The sequence below is a fragment of the Paracoccus sp. M683 genome (genome assembly GCF_007096355.1).
Lineage (GTDB): Bacteria > Pseudomonadota > Alphaproteobacteria > Rhodobacterales > Rhodobacteraceae > Paracoccus.
Map to the genome: position 1 here is coordinate 101,826 of NZ_VKDF01000007.1, position 16,727 is coordinate 118,552.

The following is a 16,727-nucleotide window of genomic DNA, read 5'->3' on the forward strand; positions in this document are numbered from 1 at the left end:
ACAGGCTGGCCCACCCGCGCCGCCTGCCGTTACAAAGGAACATGATATGCGTTTCGCAGTCACCGTCGCTGCGCTGACCCTTGGTCTTGCCGCCTGCGCCCCTGAAACCCCGACACAGCAAACGACCCAGACGCAGGAACAGGCTCCGCTGGCACCAGGCGCGGCCCCCGCGACCGAAGCGCAGGTCTATGCCGCGCGTAACGACATTCTGCCGGGCGGTGCGACCTATACCATCCCCGCCGTCCGCCCCGCCTATCTGACCGAACGCAACCGTCGCCAGCGCGTGCCCTATAACGGCAGCGAAAGCGCCGGCACGCTGGTCGTCGATCCCTATGCGCGCGTGCTGTATCACGTGCTGGGCGGTGGCGAGGCAATGCGCTTTGGCATTGCTGTCGGCCGCGAAGGCAAGGGCTTTGCCGGCAATGCCACGGTCCAGCGCAAGCAGGTCTGGCCCAGCTGGACCCCGACCGCGAACATGGTCCGCACCGAGCCGCAGCTTTACGCCCAATTCGCCGGCGGCGTGGCCGGCGGCCCGGAAAACCCGCTGGGGTCGCGGGCGCTGTATCTGTATCGCGGCGGACGCGACACCTATTACCGCATCCACGGCACGATGGATCCGTCGTCGATCGGCAAGGCCACCTCGGCCGGCTGTATCCGCCTGTTCAACCAGGACGTGATGGATCTGTTCGACGAAATGGCGATCGGCGCCCGCGTCCGTGTGCGCAGCGAGGCGGAAAGCCTGCGGCTGGAAGGGCCGATGATCAATACGCCCGAGGGCTATGTCATGCCCGCCCGCGAAGCACAGGCAGCAGCGGCCGCCACTGCAACGGCGGCAAGCGGTGCCCCGGTCGAAAGCGCGGTTCCGGTCCGCTGATCGGCAATCTTCCGCAAATCCTTGACAGGCCCCGGCATTTTGTCGGGGCTTATCAATTGCGCCGCAGGGAAATCTGCGGCAATGATGGCAATGTTGACGTTCATCTGACCAGCATCGCGAGGATCCGATGCCCAATTTCGCCAAACTTGCCCAGGAACTGCTGACCAAGGACGAACTTGCCCTGACACAGCAGGCCGCCAAGCCCGCGATCTCGGGCCTGACCAATGACGAGGTGATGGCGCTGATCGCACGGCTGGATGCCGCCGAGGCGATGGCGCGCGCAGATTCCGCCGCCGGCCCGGTCGCCACGGGCGGAAAGTCACGCGCTGACATCCTGAAAGCCGCCCTGCGCCGCGCCCATGCCGAACGCCGTCAGCGTGGCATGAAGCCCTCGGGGCGCAAGCCCGCCTCGGCGCAACGCCCAAAGGCGGCCAAGCCAGCCGCCGCAAAGCCGGCCGCCGCCAAACGCGCCGACGCGGGCGCACCGCCCGCGCAACGTCGGGTCGCCGGGCGCAAGAAGCCTGCCGCCAAGCCCGACACCCGCACCGGCCCGCGTCGGGTGGCCAATGCCGCGGGCAAGGCCGCCAAGATGGCCGAAGCCGCGGCCCCGGTCTCTGCCCCGGCAGCCTTGGACAGCGAGGCAAAGCCGGTGAAATCCGCCGCGAAAGACGCCGAGAAGGACAGCCGCAAGGCCGAAAGGCAGGCACAGCGCAAGGCCGAACGCAAGGCCGAGCGGCAGGCGGCGAAGCAGGCTGAAAAGGCCGAACGCAAAGCTGCGAAACTGGCCGAGAAAGAAAAGCTGAAAGCCGAACGCAAGGCCGCCAGAAAGGCCGAGCGCAAAGCCGCAGCCAAGGCCGGAAAGCAAGCCGAGGGCGGCGAGAAGGTGAAAAAGAAGGACAAGGCCAAAAAGGCCGAGAAAAAGGGCTGATCCGGCCGTCCAACGGGACGTTTGCATCCGCGCGGTGCAATGCTAATCAGGCGATGCTTGGATATTCGGGGTTCGATGCGCCGCTTTCTGCTGATCTGCACGATGGTTCTGGCCGCGACACCGGCCGCTTTGGCCCGCCCGGCTGTCGATGCCATTTCCGGCTATCCTCCGATCACCCCGCGCGACGACCAGCGCTGCACCGATGACGGGCGCGACTGCGTGCGGCTGGAACATTACGTCGCAGATGTCTGCAAACTGATCGAGCGTAATGCCGGCCAGAACCGGCTGGACCCGAATTTCCTGGCCCGTCTGCTGTGGAAGGAAAGCCGGTTCGAACCCAGCGCCGTCAGCCCGGCTGGCGCGCTTGGGATCGCGCAGTTCATCCCCAGCACGGCCGAGCTTTACGATCTGGACGATCCCTTCAATCCGGCACAGGCGATTGCGAAATCTGCCTGGTATCTGCGCTATCTGACCGACATGTTCGGCAATATCGGCCTGGCCGCTGTCGCCTATAATGGCGGCGAGAACCGGGCCGCCCGTTTCATCAACGACCAGACATCCCTGCCCTATGAGACACAGGATTATGTCGAGGCGATTACCGGTCACAATGCCTGGCGCTGGCGCGACAACCCTCCGGCTGCGGATGAATTGAAACTGGCGCTGAATGGCAATGACCAGTTCCGCGAGGCCTGTGTCGAAATGGCCGGCAACCGCAGCCTGCGCGAATTTACCGTCGAGCCGCCGGCCTTTCCCTGGGGTGTGATCCTGGCCAGCCATCCCAGCCGTGCCGGGGCGCAGCAACAGGTCACGCGGCTGAACCGGATTCTGCGCCCGGTCCTGGGCGAAAAGCAGATCGGCTATGTCCGCAAGCGCATGACCGGCGGGCGGCGGTCGGTCTATACCGCGCAGGTCGGCTATCAGTCGCGATCCGAGGCCAATGCCTTTTGCGTGCGACTGAAACAGGTGGGCGCGCGCTGCATCGTTCTGCGGAACTGACCCTTGCGGCCCATGGGCCGACTAGAAAAAGCTTTGCGGGTCGATATCGACCGACAGGCGCAGGTTGGTGGGTGGTTTGTGCGGGGCCAGCCAGGCGCTGATCGCCTGCTGAATCGGCGCCTGACGCGGGGCGCGGATCAGCATGCGCATCCGGTGCCGCCCCCGGATGCGGGCAATCGGCGCGGGAGCGGGGCCCCACAGATCGGCACCGGCGGCGCGGATCGGGGCAGCGTTCCGGGCCAAGACCTGCGCGAAATCAGCCACCACGCCCAGATCGGGATGTGACAGGATGATCCCGGCCAAACGGCCGAAAGGCGGCATGCCGGCGGCCTGACGGCCCATCGCCTCGGCATCCCAGAAATTTTCGTCCTGCCCTGACAGAATCGCACGGATCACCGGATGATCCGGCTGGTGCGTTTGCAGCAGCGCCAGCCCCGGCGCATCGCCGGGTTGCCGGCCCGCTCGGCCCGCAACCTGGCGCATCAGTTGGAATGACCGCTCGGCCGCGCGCAGGTCGGCGCCTTGCAAACCCAGATCAGCGTCGATGACGCCAACCAGGGTCAGGCGCGGAAAGTTGTGGCCCTTGGCGACGATCTGGGTGCCGATGATGATATCGGTGCCGCCATCGGAAATCTCGGCAATGGCCTCTTTCAGCGCGCGGGCGGAATGGAACAGGTCCGAGGACAGCACCGTCGCCTTCGCATCGGGAAAGCGGGTGGCGACCTCTTCTGCCAGCCGTTCCACGCCGGGACCGACCGGGGCCATGCGTCCCTCGACGCCGCAGGCGGGACAGGTCGTGGGGATCGGCTTGGTCTCGCCACATTGATGGCAGACAAGGCGGTTCTGAAAGCGGTGTTCCACCATCCGCGCGTCGCATTGATCGCAGCCGACCTGCTGGCCGCAGGCGCGGCAGACCGTGACCGGCGCATAGCCGCGACGGTTCAGAAACAGCAGCGACTGTTCGCCCTTTGCCAGCCGCGCCTGAACCGCGCGCGTCAGCGTGGGCGAGATCCACTGGCTGCCGCGCATCTCCTCTGCGCGCAGGTCGATGGTGGCCATATCCGGCAGCTCCGCCTCGCCATAGCGGGATCGCAGGTCAAGGCGCTGGTATTTTCCCTGCGCGGCGTTCACCCATGTCTCAAGGCTGGGGGTGGCCGAGGCCAGCACCACCTGCGCATCCGACAAGGATGCCCGCAGCACCGCCATGTCGCGGGCGCTGTAATAGACCACGTCTTCCTGCTTGTAGCTGCTGTCATGTTCTTCGTCGACGACGATCAGCCCCAGATCGCGGAAGGGCAGAAACAGCGCCGATCGCGCGCCGACGACCAGCCCGACCTCGCCCTTGCCGGCCATGTGCCACAGGCGGCGGCGTTCCGTGCGGGTAATGCCGCTGTGCCATTCGCCGGGACGGGCGCCAAACCGCGCCTCGACCCGGTCGAGAAATTCCGCCGACAGCGCGATTTCCGGCAGAAGGACCAGCGCCTGTCGACCGGCGCGCAGGGTTTCGGCCACAGCCTCAAGATAAACCTCGGTCTTGCCCGATCCGGTGACGCCGCGCAGCAGGGTGGTGCCGTAGCGGCCTGTCTTGATGGCCTGACGCAGCGCATCGGCTGCCGCCTGCTGGTCGGGGGCCAGCGGTTTTCCGGGCAAGGCGGGGTCAAGGCGCGGATAGGGCAGATCGCGCGGGGCGGCGATCTCGGCCAGGGTGCCGACGGTGACAAGACCCTTGACCACGGATGTCCCCACGCCGGCCAGTTGCGCCAATTCCGAGGGCGCGAAACTGGCGCCACCGTGGTCGGCCAAGACCTGCATGACGCGGGTGCGGGCCTCGGTCATCCGCTCGGGCTGGGGGCCTGCGGGCACGATGATCCGGCGCTCGGCCGGGGGGCGGTCCAGATCGGGCGCGCGGGTGGCCATGCGCAGCATCAGCGGCAGGGGCGTCAGGGTGTAGTCGGCAGCGCGGGCGAGGAAATCGAGGAAATCGGGCGATAACGGCTCGGCATCCAGGGCGCGCGCGACCGGGCGCAGCTTGGCGGCGTCGAAACCGCCCAGACCTTCGCCCCAGACGACGCCCAGCACCCGGCGCGGGCCAAGCGGGCACAGCACCAGCTGCCCCGTGGCCACGCCCCCTTCGGGTGACAGATAGTCCAGCACACCCACGGGTTCGCCAGTCAGCACCGCAATGCGGTGGCCGGCGGGAAAGAAACGCGGATCAAGGGGCGGGACGGCAGCGGTCATGACGCGCTATAAAGGGGTGGCACGCCCACAAGATCAAGCCCGAGTTCCGGCCCGGCTTCGCCCTTTCCGCCACGTGGCGATTGCGGTATCACCGGGCCAACCTGCAAGCATGAGGAACGCTGCCATGAAATTCTTCGTCGATACCGCCGATGTGGACGCCATCAAGGAATTGAACGACCTTGGCATGGTCGATGGCGTCACCACCAACCCCTCGCTGATCCTGAAATCGGGCCGCGACATCATCGAGGTGACCAAGGAAATCTGCGACATGGTCGATGGTCCCGTGTCCGCCGAGGTCGTGGCCGAAAAGGCCGATGACATGATCCGCGAGGGCAAGAAGCTGGCCGCCATCGCGCCCAATATCGCCATCAAGGTGCCACTGACCTGGGACGGGCTGAAAGCCTGCCGGGCGTTCTCGGATGCCGGGCACATGGTCAATGTCACGCTGTGCTTTTCGCCCGCACAGGCCATTCTGGCCGCCAAGGCCGGCGCGACCTTCATCAGCCCCTTCATCGGCCGGCTGGACGACATCCATCTGGATGGCGTGGACCTGATCGCCGATATCCGCGAGATTTATGACAATTACGGCTATGAGACGCAGATCCTTGCGGCCTCGATCCGTTCGGTCAACCACATCATCGAGGTGGGCAAGATCGGGACTGACGTAATTACCGCACCCCCCAGCGTAATCAAGTCGATGGTCAACCATCCCTTGACGGACAAGGGATTGGCGCAGTTCAATGCCGATTGGGCAAAGACCGGTCAGAAGATCGGCTAACGACCGCGCATTCAGCGCGGCATATGAGGGCAGAGGCATGAGTGCAGTTCTGGACGAAATGACGCGCGAGAAACTGTTGGCCGATCCGTCGGTCCTGCTGGCGGATCGCGATCTGATGCGGGCGCTGGTCGCCGCGCGCGAGGCCGAGGTGGGTCACAATGTGATCGACATTCGCGGCCGCGCGATGGAGGCGCTTGAAACCCGGCTGGACCGGCTGGAGGTCGCGCATGAAAGCGTGATCTCGGCCGCGTTCGACAATCAGTCGGGCATGGCGGTGATTCACCGTGCGGTTCTGGCGCTGCTGGAACCGCAGGACGCCGCCGGTTTCGTGGAAAACCTTCAGGCCGAGGTCGCACCGCTGCTGCGCGTGGATACGCTGCGGCTGGTATTCGAGGCCGATGAGCCGCGTCCGGGCCTGCCCGAACAGATCATCCTGGCGCCCAAGGGCGCCGTGGCGCGGCTTTTGGCGGGCGGTCGGCGCAATCCGCGCGGCGATGACATCATACTGCGCAAGGCGGCCGAGGTGACGCTGCCGGTCCATGGCATCAATGTCGCGTCCGAGGCGCTGATCCCGCTGGATCTGGGGCCGGATCACCCGCCGGCGCTGCTGCTGATCGGCAGCGTCGATGCCGGGCGCTTCTCGCCTGCGCATGGCACCGATCTGTTGCGCTTTTTCGGGCAGGCGTTCCGGCTGGCGCTGCTGGGCTGGCTTCGCGAATGACGACAGGCGGCCCGCTGGCCCTTGCGCCCGCCATGTCGGACGCGCTGGCCCGCTGGCTGGATGTCGAGGCAGGCACCCGCGACCGATCGCCCCACACGATCAAGGCTTACCGCGACGATCTGGTCGCGTTTCTGGGCTTTCTGGGCGGCCATCACGGCGCGCCCGCCCTGCCCCGCACGCTGGCCGATCTGAAACAGACCGACATGCGTGCCTTTGCCGCCGCTGAACGCGCACGCGGCCTGTCACCCCGTTCGCTGGCACGCCGGCAGTCCGCGGTGCGCAGCTTTCTGCGCTGGATCGCGGATCGCGAGGGGCATGACCTGTCTGCGGCGCTGTCCACCCGCAGTCCAAGATACCGCCGCTCGCTGCCCCGTCCGCTGGCCGCCGATCAGGCCCGGAAGGTGCTGGACATGGCAGGCGATGACCATGCCGTGCCCTGGATCGCCGCGCGGGACGGGGCCGTGCTGACGCTGCTTTACGGCTGCGGCTTGCGCATTTCCGAGGGACTGGGGCTGAACGGCCGCGACTGGCCGTTTCGTGACGCGCTGACCATTCGCGGAAAGGGCGGGCGCGAACGGCAGGTGCCGATGCTGCCGGTGGCGCGGGATGCGGTGGCGGCATATCTGCGGCTGTCGCCCTGGCCGCTTGAACCGGATCAGCCGCTATTCCGGGGCGCGCGCGGCGGTCGGCTAAGCGCGGGGATCGTCGAAACCACCATGCGCCGCGCCCGTCAGGCGATGGGCCTGCCACCCACGGCCACGCCCCATGCGCTGCGCCATTCCTTTGCCACGCATCTGCTGGCGGCGGGGGGCGATTTGCGCACCATTCAGGAACTGCTGGGCCATGCCAGCCTGTCGACCACCCAGGTCTATACCGGCGTGGATGATGCGCATCTGCTGGCGGTCTATCGGGCCGCGCATCCTCGGGGCTGATCGCCCCCGCCGCGCCACGGATTGCATCCCTCTGGCAATTTCCTGCGTTGAGGCTCAAATAGTGGCCAAACACAGAAAGGATGCCGGATGAGCAATCATGCGATCTTCAACCGACCGATGGATGCACCCGTCCCCGCAGGCTTTGACGAGGCGATATTTGGCATGGGGTGCTATTGGGGGATCGAGCGGCTGTTCTGGAAGCAGCAGGGCGTCTGGATGACCGAGGTGGGCTTTGCCGGCGGCCATGTCGATCACCCGACCTATCGGCAGGTCTGCCAGGGCGATACCGGCCATGCCGAAGTGGTGCGGATCGTCTATGACAGCAGCCGCATCAGCTATGAACACCTGTTGCAGCTGTTCTGGGAAAACCACGACCCCACGCAGGGCAACCGCCAGGGCAATGATATCGGCACGCAATATCGCAGCCTGATCGTCGCCATGAATCCCAGCCAGCACACGGCCGCCGAAGCGTCGAAGATCGACTATGGCAACCGGCTGGCGGTCGAGGGCTTTGGCCGCATCACCACGGAAATCGTCGACAAGCTGCCCTTCTGGCCCGCCGAAGAGGATCATCAGCAATATCTGCACAAGAACCCGGACGGCTATTGCGCCATGAAGGGCACCGGCGTCAGTTGCGCCATTCCGCATCCGGGGGCCGAGTGATGCCGACCTGGACCGCTCTGACACATACGGCGGGTCAAGCCAGCGCCGAGGCGCTGACCGAAGCCTGCGAAGAAGTGCTGGTGCCCGAACCCATGGGCACCGGCGTGTTTGAAATCGAGGATGGCAGTGACCGGTGGGAGGTCGGCGTCTATTTCACCGAAAGCCCGGACGAGGTCGGGCTGGCGCTGCTGGCCGCCGCCCATGGGGCCGAGCCTTTCGTCATCTCGGAAGTGCCGGATGTGGACTGGGTCGCCAAGGTCAAGCGCGAACTGACCCCGGTGCGCGCCGGGCGCTTCTATGTTCATGGCAGCCATGACGCGGACACCATCCCCGAAGGGGTCGAACCACTGTGGATCGAGGCCGCCATGGCCTTTGGCACCGGCCATCACGGCACGACCAAAGGCTGCCTGGAAGCCTGTGACCGGCTGGCCAATGACGGGTTCCAGCCGCATCGCATCGCCGATATCGGCTGTGGCACGGCGGTGTTGGCCATGGGCGCCGCGCGGATCTGGCCGGTCACGGTTCTGGCCAGCGACATCGACCCCGTTGCCATCGACACGGCCGAGGCCAATATCATCGCCAACGGCCTGGACGGGCGGATCGTCAGCCTTGTTGCGCCCGGTTTTGACCATCCCTTGCTGGACGAGGCCGCGCCCTTTGATCTGGTCTTTGCCAATATCCTGAAGCAGCCGCTGATCGACCTTGCGCCTGACATGGCCAAGCATACCAAGGCGGACAGCCGGATCATCCTGTCGGGCATCCTGACCGATCAGGCCGACGAGGTGGCCGCCGCCTATCGGGACCAGGGCTTTGCGCTGGACCGGCGCGACGATATTGGCGAATGGGTCACGCTGACGATGCGGCGAACCTAACCCTCGCGCGCGGCATAGTCACGGCGCGCCGCCAGGACCGCGTCGTGATGGCTGTCGGCCCATTGGGTCAGCGCCCGGATCGGGCCCATGATCGACCGCCCCAGATCGGTCAGCGCATATTCCACCCGAGGCGGCACCTCATTGATCGCCAAGCCGGTCCAGCACGCTGCGGATGGGGCAATTCGCGGGGTCGAAGGGCAAGGGATCAGTCATGGCGGCCTTGGCGTTGCGGTCAGTGCAGAGCGATCAGGTCACGGGAAAATGCCTTCTTGCGCGGGAACGGTCTTGTCGTCCAGATCAAAGACCTGACGCGGCTCCGGGACCGGATCATTGTGAATTGCCGCGCTGCTGGGCGGCGCACTGGTCACCGGCCCCGCGCTCGCACAGGATCGTGACCTTGCCCGTGAAGAGGCCAATCGCGGCCTCGTGACGGGTTTCTATGACCGCTTCTTCAACGGTCATGACATCGCCGCTGCCGAGGTCATCGGCGATGACTATATCCAGCACAACCCCCATGTCCCCGATGGCAAGGCGCCGTTCGTGGACTATTTCACCGGGTTTTTTGCCGAGAACCCGGACGCCAGGGCGCGAATTGTGCGGTCGGCGGCGGATAGGGATCTGGTCTGGATCCACGTCGAATCGACCAATGGCGACAAGCAGCCCGCAGACGCGATTGTCGATATCTTTCGCGTCGAGGATGGCAAGATCGTCGAGCATTGGGACGTGATCCAGCCGGTCCCGGCCGAGGCCGCCAACGACAACACCATGTTCTAGCCGCGCAAGGCTGGCGCAAGCAGGCGCCGGACATGCAAAAACCCCCGCTGCCACCGCATCGGGGGTCTCACATCGGTATCGCGCGGAAGGGCCGGGGTTCAGAACCCGCGTGCAATCCGTTCGATATCGCCACGGCAAAGACCGATATCGTCCAGCTCGCGATCGGTCAGACGGCTCAGCGAGTTGCGCGTCACGCGCGCGTCGTTCCATGCGGTCAGCAGCGCAAGCAGCTGGCCCAGAACGCCCGTCGACCGCGAAGCAGTCCCGATACGGTTGATGTCAATCGCAGACATGATGTCACCTGCATAACGTTGTTGCCCGCTTTTCGGGCGGTTGCGGAATAACGAAGCAGATAGAATTCTCGGCCCCGGAAATCCACGGACAAGACGGCAATGCTGCTATGCAGCAATCGCATAAGTTACCACTTTCATTAAATTTTTACGTCTCGCGCAAGGCCAGTGCCGGACGACAGAACGGCTGGCAAATCGCGACATTATCCGTCATATCGACTGACTATCTGGCACTTTGCCGGATTGCATTGCTTTCACCGCCTTCCCGGCGCCGCGCCACTGACCTTGGGTCAACAGCCGCCGGGTCGTCGCGCCCACCTCGAACACACGGGAATCACCTTCATGCGGGGCTGTGGGGAAGCCCGCTCGGGCCCCCGAAAACAGCTGTTGGACAATGCTGCGGCAACGCGCCATGTTTGGCCTCGTCATCTGGGGGAGGTGCTTATGGACATCATCAGCAAGCTGATAGGCGAGGTCGCATTGCCGCCGATGCTGCCGGTGCGTCAGATTTTCGACGACACCACCATCGCCGATATTCCTGCCGCCATCCGCGACGAGTTCCAACGCAACAGCGCCTCGCTTGGGCTGCGACCGGGCATGACGGTCGCCGTCGGCGTTGGCAGTCGCGGCGTTGCGGAACTGCCCGTGATCGTTCGTGCCGTGATCGACGCGATCAGGGCACAGGGCGCGCTTCCTTTCATCGTGCCGGCCATGGGCAGCCATGGCGGCGCCACCGCCGAGGGGCAGGTGAAACTGCTGGCGGGGCTGGGCATCACCCCCGAAAGCACCGGCTGCGACATACGATCCTCGATGGAGGTCGACCAGATCGGCACCCTCCCAAACGGCCTGCCCGTCTTTCTGGATCGCACCGCGCGTCAGGCCGATGGCATCGTGGTGATCAACCGCGTGAAGCCGCATACAAGCTTTTCCGCCCAGCTGGAAAGCGGCCTGTGCAAGATGATCACCATCGGGCTGGGCAAGCAGCGCGGCGCGGAAAGCTGTCATGCGATGGGCATGGGGCTGATGGGCCAGAACGTGCGCGATATGGCCGCGCTCAGCCTGGGCAGCCAACCAGTGCTGTTCGGCGTGGCCACCGTTGAAAACGCCTATGACCGGGTCTGCCATATCGAACTGGTGCCCGCCGCCCAGATGCTGACACGAGAGCCGGAACTGCTGCAAATGGCGCGGCAGCGGATGCCGCGCATCCTGTTCAACCCGCTTGATGTTCTGATCGTGGAACGCATGGGCAAGGAATTTTCCGGCACCGGCATGGACCCCAACATTACCGGCCGCGCCAGCACCGCCCATATGCGGACCGAATTGCAGGTCGGCAAACTGGCCGTGCTGGACCTGACGAAGAAAAGCGAAGGCAATGCCAACGGCGTCGGGCTGGCCGATATTTGCACGCAGAGGCTGGTCGACAAGATCGACTATGGCGCGACCTATGCCAATTGCATTACCTCGACCGTGCTGGCCAGCGCCCGCATTCCGGTTGTGGTCGGCAACGATCGCGACGCGCTGCGGCTGGCGATCAAGACCAGCAACGCGCTTGATCCGCAGGCGCTGCGCATCGTCTGGCTGACCGACACCTTGCATCTGGAAACGATCCGCGTTTCGCAGGGTCTGCTGCCCGAGGCGCAGGCCCACCCCTCGATTCAGATTCTGGGCGATCCGGTCATGCCGGTTTTCGACGCACAGGGAAATCTGCCGCAGGGCTGACACCGGGCCGCAGGCGAGGACGAAAATGCACGACCATCACGATCACGATCACGATCACGCCCATCACCACCACCCGTCCGTTCATGACGTCATGCCGGACAACCCGCCTGTTCCCGGCGGAACGGCGCATCTGCATCTCGACCCGCTTGGCGGAATCGCGGGCGACATGTTCGTCGCCGCCATGCTGGACGCCGCCCCCGATCTGATTCCCGAGGCACAGGCGCTTGCCGCAGGGATCGGGCCGGGCGTCGGCGTCGAAACCGTCGAGCAAAGCGATCACGGGTTGCGCGGCCGCCATCTGGCGCTGATCCTGCCCGATACGCAGCGCGGGCCCCGTCACTATGGCGACTATCGCGAATTGCTGGCCGAGCTGGCGCCGGATCAGGGCGTCGCTGCCCGCGCGCTGGATATCCTGCGCCGCCTGGGTCAGGCAGAGGCGGCGGTTCATGGCGTCACGCTGGACCGGGTGCATTTTCATGAAATCTCGGATTGGGATTCCATTGCGGACATCCTGCTGGCGGCCTTGTGCCTTGAACGGCTTCAGGTCGGCTCGACCAGCACAGCGCCCCTGCCCATGGGGGGCGGACGGGTGCGGACGGAACATGGCCAGATGCCTGTGCCTGCGCCCGCCACGCTGTTGCTGATGCGCGGATTGCCCGTCATCGACGACGGTATCGCGGGCGAGCGGGTGACGCCGACCGGCGCTGCGATCATGGCGCATCTGACCCCTTCTACCGCGCTGCCGATGCCGGCGCGGCGGTTGGACCGGGTGGGTCACGGTCTGGGCACCCGGCGGATGGAAGGCATCACCAATCTGTTGCGCGTCAGCCTGTGGCAACCGGCCAGCGAGGCGGGGCAGGACGTGGTCGGCATCATCAGCTTTCACATCGACGACCAGACTGGCGAGGATCTGGCCACAGGGCTGGATCGGATGCGCGCCCTGCCCGGCGTGCTGGACGTGCTGCACATCCCCGCGCTTGGCAAAAAGGGCCGCATGGTCGCCCGGATCGAAATGATCTGCCGGCGCGAGACCATGGATCAAGCCGCCCGCGCCGCCCTGACCGAGACGACGACCATCGGTCTGCGCATGCGGGAAGAGGCGCGGATGCTGCTGCCACGCGATACGGCGGTGGCGCAGACCGATACGGGCGTGGTGCGGACGAAATCGCTGATTCGACCCGATGGCAGCCGCACGATCAAGGCCGAGATGGACGATCTGGCGGGCGCCGGCGACCATGCGGCGCGGCAACGCCTGCGCGGACAGGTCGAGACTCCGGGCTGATCGGCCAGCATCTTGTAAGGAAAGTTGACATGTTGGGGCCGATCTGCTGATCTTCCCCTGCCGGCGCGGCTGATCGGTCAGCGGATGCCGGCGGGGGGAATATCGCGCCTTGCCTTCCTGCACGCCCGGTCAAACGGGTGGCCGGACATGACCCGCAAGGTGCTGCAAGCGCATGACAGGGAGAAAACATATGCGTGCTTTCATCGCAACCGGCCTTATCGCAGCAGCAACCGCCGCAGGTGGCGCGGCCGAGGCGCAGCAATTGAAGCTGATGACAGGGCCACAGGGCGGATCGTGGTATCCGCTTGGCGGCGCCATGCAGTCGATGGTGTCCGATGACGGCATCAGCATTCAGGTTCTGCCGGGCGGCGGCGTCGCCAATGTGCAGGGCGTGCAGGGCGGTCAAGCTGATCTGGGCTTTGGCAACTCGATCTCAGTGGTGGATGCGATCGAGGGGCGCGAGCCGTTCGAGGGCAAGGCGGACAATGTCTGCAACCTTGCCACGCTGTATCCGCAATATTTCCATATCGTCGCGACCGAGGCCAGCGGCATCAAGACCGCCGCCGATCTGGCCGGCAAGCGCCTTGTGACCCAGCCCGTCGGCAACACGGCCGAGCAGGTGACCCGCGCTGTTCTGGAAACCGCCGGCACCAATTATGACGCCATGCGCAGCGTTGATTATGTATCCTATTCCGACGGGGTGGCGCTGTTGCAGGACGGCAATGCCGACTATTTCACCCTGGGCACCACGGTTCCCGCATCTGCCGTGATGGACCTTGCGAACTCGACCCCGATCACGGTGGTGCCGCTGGATCAGGCGTTCATCGACCAGATGAAGGCCAATATCAATCCGGGCTATTCCAGCCTGACCATCCCTGCCGGCAGCTATCCGGGGCAGGATCAGGATGTTCTGGCGGTTGGCTATGCCACCCAGGTCATCGCCCGCTGCGATCTGGACAACGAGGTGGTCAAGACCATCCTGACCCGCATGTGGGAAAGCCGCGACGACCTGATCGCCATCAGCGCCGCGATGAACAACACCACCTTGGAAAGCATGCAGGAAGACACCGGCGTTCCGCTGCACGAAGGCGCCAAGGCCTTCTATGCCGAACAATCCGGCGGCTAAGCCATCATGTCCGGTGGCGGGGCCAGGTGACGGCCCCGCCCTCCACAGGCGCAAGACGGGGGGACGGCCATGTTTGCCAATAATATCTGGATGCGGCGGATCGTGACGCTGGTTGCCGTCACGATGAGCCTGTTTCACCTTTATATCGCATGGTTCGGACCGCCCAATGCCTTTACCCTGCGTGCCACCCATTTCGGCTTTGCGCTGGCACTGGCCTATCTGACGCTGCCGATCTCGGCCTCGCGGGCGGATAAATCGCCGGGGATCCCGGACCTGATCCTGATGGTCGCCGCACTGTCGGCTGCGGCCTATCCAGTGCTGAACCAGACATATTTCAACACCCGGATGGCCTATGTCGGGCCGGTTTCGATGATGGATCAGGTGATGGCGACAACGATGATCGTCACCGTGCTGGAGGCCACCCGCCGCGCCGTGGGTCCGATCCTGCCGGCAACGGCACTGATCTTCCTTGGCTATCAGATCTTTTTCACCGGGGCCGACATCACGCGGCTGCTGGAATATCAATACATGACCACCGATGCGCTGTTCGGCGTGCCAGCGCAGGTTTCGGCCACCTATGTGGTGCTGTTCGTGATCTTCGGCGCACTGGCCGAGCGGTTCGGGATCGGCAAGCTGTTCATGGATTTCGCGCTGGCGCTGACCGGCCACACGGCGGGCGGCCCGGCCAAGGTCGCCGTCGTCACCTCGGGGCTGTTCGGATCGGTTTCCGGGTCGGCGGTGGCCAATGTGATGACGACCGGCACCTTCACCATTCCGCTGATGAAGCGGATCGGCTATCCCGCCCATTTCGCCGGCGCGGTCGAGGCCGTGGCTTCAACCGGCGGGCAGATCATGCCGCCGATCATGGGCGCCGCGGCCTTTGTCATGGCCGAGTTCATGGGCGTGGGCTATCTGACCGTTGCCGCCTATGCGCTGCTGCCGGCCTTGCTGTATTATCTGGCCGTCTTTCTCGCGGTGCATTTCGAGGCCCGCAAGCGCGGCATGAAGGGCCTGCCCAAGGCTGATCTGCCGCGCGTGGGCAAGGTTCTGCGCGACGAAGGGCATCTGTTCCTGCCGCTGGTGATCATCATCGCCACTCTGATGTCGGGCTATTCTGCGCCCTTTTCGGCGCTGGCGGGTATCCTGTCGATCGTGCCGGTGGTGCTGCTGCGCAAGACAACGCGGAAAGAATTCAGCATTCCCAAGCTGATCGAGGCGCTGGAATCGGGTGCCATCAATTCGGTCGTCGTGGCGCTGGCCTGTGCGACGGCGGGGATCGTGATCGGGGTGATCGCGCAGACCGGTCTGGGGCTGACCTTTACCGGGCTGGTGCGCGCGGCGGCACAGGACATGCTGCTGCCGGCGCTGATCCTGACGATGATGGCGGGCATCGTGCTGGGCATGGGGATGCCGACGACGCCAGCCTATATCGTCCAGGTGGCGTTGCTGGTGCCGGCGCTGGTCAAGCTGGGTGTGCCAATCCCGGCGGCGCATATGTTCGTATTTTACTTCGCGATCCTGTCGGCCATCACGCCGCCCGTCGCCATTGCTGTCTATGCCGCCTGCGGCATCGGGCGAAGCGGTGTGGTACCGACCTCGATCACGGCGGTCAGGCTGGGGCTGACCGGCTATATCATTCCCTTCATGTTCGTCTTTGGCCCCTCGCTGCTGCTGATCGGTGAATGGCCCAAGGTGGCGCTGACGGTGGTGACGGCCTCGCTTGGGGTGACATTCCTGTCAGCGGGGCTGGCGGGCTATCTGTTCCGCCCGGCGGGGTGGCTGGTCCGGCTGTTGCTGGTTGCGGCGGCTTTCACGCTGATCAAGCCGGGACTGGTGACCGACCTGCTGGGGCTGGGGCTTGGCCTTCTGGGTGCGCTGCTGAACCGGCGCGAACCAGACCCCGACCACACGGCCGAGGCCGATCTGGCCGGCGATACCCATGTCGAGATGGCCGATCTGAAAACGGGCGAGAACTAGCGGCGGGAAACCGCCCGAATGTCGGCCGATCGCACCCCGTCAGACATGGCGCTGACCACGCTTTATTGCCAAGATCAGCGCCATGTTTGTTTGGTGACGATTATGCATAGACGAAAACAATGTCTGCGATCCGGGTGTTGCGCCGGATATTCTGGTGACGACGCGGCGCGGCAGCGGTCTGCGCAGATCCGGTCCATATTTCCCGTTCTCGCCGTTCTGCTGTTTTTCCTGCCATGCCTGACGACCGCAGCCCTGGCGCAGATCCCCGACGGAGCGGATTTCCGCATGGCCGCCAAGCGCATGGCCGCGACGCAGGATGTGGAAAGCCTGACCCTGCAATGCCCCGCCGATCTTTGGAAAACTCGTCAAAGCTGGCTGCATCTGCTGTTCGGGGATCCCGAGCATTGGGATATCACCCGCTGTCAGAATGATTTTCCGGGTTGCGTCGAACAATGTCTCGACGGCCTCAACGGCTCGGCCTGCGTCGCAACGGCCTTGATCATCGACTTTGACGGAGTGCCCGAATTCGATCTTACAAGGCGGCAGTTTCACGCATT

The 16,727-nt window shown here is 65.0% G+C and carries 17 protein-coding genes; 13 read left to right on the forward strand and 4 right to left on the reverse strand.

From position 1 onward, the window contains the following. Positions 1 to 46 precede the first annotated feature (46 nt). From FNJ84_RS14145 to FNJ84_RS14155, 3 genes are all read left to right on the forward strand, one after another. Positions 47 to 874 carry a L,D-transpeptidase gene (locus tag FNJ84_RS14145; protein WP_143793850.1) on the forward strand — a complete coding sequence of 276 codons (828 nt, stop codon included), beginning with the start codon at positions 47 to 49 and terminating at the stop codon, positions 872 to 874. Between the two features lie 127 nt (positions 875 to 1,001). Continuing rightward, the gene (locus FNJ84_RS14150) at positions 1,002 to 1,802 is read left to right on the forward strand and encodes a hypothetical protein (RefSeq protein ID WP_143793851.1); all 801 of its coding nucleotides are present in this window, start codon (positions 1,002 to 1,004) and stop codon (positions 1,800 to 1,802) included. Positions 1,803 to 1,877: 75 nt separating this feature from the next. Next, positions 1,878 to 2,798, forward strand: coding sequence for a lytic transglycosylase domain-containing protein (locus FNJ84_RS14155; protein ID WP_143793852.1), 921 nt, complete (start codon positions 1,878 to 1,880; stop codon positions 2,796 to 2,798). Between the two features lie 21 nt (positions 2,799 to 2,819). On the opposite strand, the gene FNJ84_RS14160 is transcribed toward FNJ84_RS14155, so the two are convergent. After that, positions 2,820 to 5,036, reverse strand: coding sequence for a primosomal protein N' (locus FNJ84_RS14160; RefSeq protein WP_143793853.1), 2,217 nt, complete (start codon positions 5,034 to 5,036; stop codon positions 2,820 to 2,822). 124 nt (positions 5,037 to 5,160) lie between these two features. On the opposite strand from FNJ84_RS14160, the gene fsa reads away from it, so the two are divergent. From fsa to FNJ84_RS14185, 5 genes are all read left to right on the forward strand, one after another. Then, a complete protein-coding gene (gene fsa / locus FNJ84_RS14165) occupies positions 5,161 to 5,814 on the forward strand; it encodes a fructose-6-phosphate aldolase (protein ID WP_143793854.1) in 654 nt (217 codons plus the stop codon). A 37-nt stretch (positions 5,815 to 5,851) separates the two neighbouring features. Continuing rightward, entirely contained in the window at positions 5,852 to 6,535 is a 684-nt protein-coding gene (locus FNJ84_RS14170) for a DUF484 family protein (protein WP_143793855.1), read from the forward strand. After that, positions 6,532 to 7,467 (forward strand): tyrosine recombinase XerC, encoded by a 936-nt coding sequence (locus tag FNJ84_RS14175; protein ID WP_143793856.1) that lies wholly within the window; start codon positions 6,532 to 6,534, stop codon positions 7,465 to 7,467. The genes FNJ84_RS14170 and FNJ84_RS14175 overlap by 4 nt, the downstream gene beginning before the upstream one ends. An 87-nt stretch (positions 7,468 to 7,554) precedes the next feature. After that, entirely contained in the window at positions 7,555 to 8,130 is a 576-nt protein-coding gene (msrA, locus tag FNJ84_RS14180; protein ID WP_143793857.1) for a peptide-methionine (S)-S-oxide reductase MsrA, read from the forward strand. After that, complete coding sequence (locus FNJ84_RS14185) at positions 8,130 to 9,002, forward strand: 50S ribosomal protein L11 methyltransferase (protein WP_143793858.1); 873 nt, start codon at positions 8,130 to 8,132, stop codon at positions 9,000 to 9,002. The genes msrA and FNJ84_RS14185 overlap by 1 nt, the downstream gene beginning before the upstream one ends. On the opposite strand, the gene FNJ84_RS14190 is transcribed toward FNJ84_RS14185, so the two are convergent. Beyond that, positions 8,999 to 9,154: a helix-turn-helix domain-containing protein gene (locus FNJ84_RS14190; protein WP_255471215.1), complete on the reverse strand. Its 156-nt coding sequence runs from the start codon at positions 9,152 to 9,154 to the stop codon at positions 8,999 to 9,001. The genes FNJ84_RS14185 and FNJ84_RS14190 overlap by 4 nt on opposite strands. Positions 9,155 to 9,428: 274 nt before the next feature. On the opposite strand from FNJ84_RS14190, the gene FNJ84_RS14195 reads away from it, so the two are divergent. Then, on the forward strand, positions 9,429 to 9,776 hold the full coding sequence (locus FNJ84_RS14195; RefSeq protein ID WP_255471216.1) for a nuclear transport factor 2 family protein: 348 nt from the start codon (positions 9,429 to 9,431) through the stop codon (positions 9,774 to 9,776). A 98-nt stretch (positions 9,777 to 9,874) separates the two neighbouring features. Here FNJ84_RS14195 and FNJ84_RS14200 read toward each other — a convergent pair whose 3' ends face one another. Then, entirely contained in the window at positions 9,875 to 10,069 is a 195-nt protein-coding gene (locus FNJ84_RS14200) for a DUF1127 domain-containing protein (protein ID WP_143793861.1), read from the reverse strand. 441 nt (positions 10,070 to 10,510) lie between these two features. On the opposite strand from FNJ84_RS14200, the gene FNJ84_RS14205 reads away from it, so the two are divergent. The 4 genes from FNJ84_RS14205 (at position 10,511) to FNJ84_RS14220 (ending at position 16,170) form a co-directional block, all read left to right on the forward strand. Continuing rightward, the gene (locus FNJ84_RS14205; RefSeq protein ID WP_143793862.1) at positions 10,511 to 11,785 is read left to right on the forward strand and encodes a lactate racemase domain-containing protein; all 1,275 of its coding nucleotides are present in this window, start codon (positions 10,511 to 10,513) and stop codon (positions 11,783 to 11,785) included. A gap of 25 nt (positions 11,786 to 11,810) precedes the next feature. Then, positions 11,811 to 13,067, forward strand: a complete 1,257-nt coding sequence (locus FNJ84_RS14210) for a LarC family nickel insertion protein (protein ID WP_221931982.1) — start codon at positions 11,811 to 11,813, stop codon at positions 13,065 to 13,067. Between the two features lie 190 nt (positions 13,068 to 13,257). Next, positions 13,258 to 14,193, forward strand: a complete 936-nt coding sequence (locus FNJ84_RS14215; protein ID WP_143793863.1) for a TAXI family TRAP transporter solute-binding subunit — start codon at positions 13,258 to 13,260, stop codon at positions 14,191 to 14,193. Between the two features lie 69 nt (positions 14,194 to 14,262). Next, complete coding sequence (locus FNJ84_RS14220; RefSeq protein ID WP_143793864.1) at positions 14,263 to 16,170, forward strand: TRAP transporter permease; 1,908 nt, start codon at positions 14,263 to 14,265, stop codon at positions 16,168 to 16,170. A gap of 39 nt (positions 16,171 to 16,209) precedes the next feature. On the opposite strand, the gene FNJ84_RS14225 is transcribed toward FNJ84_RS14220, so the two are convergent. Beyond that, complete coding sequence (locus FNJ84_RS14225) at positions 16,210 to 16,722, reverse strand: hypothetical protein (RefSeq protein ID WP_185968538.1); 513 nt, start codon at positions 16,720 to 16,722, stop codon at positions 16,210 to 16,212. Positions 16,723 to 16,727: the final 5 nt, after the last annotated feature.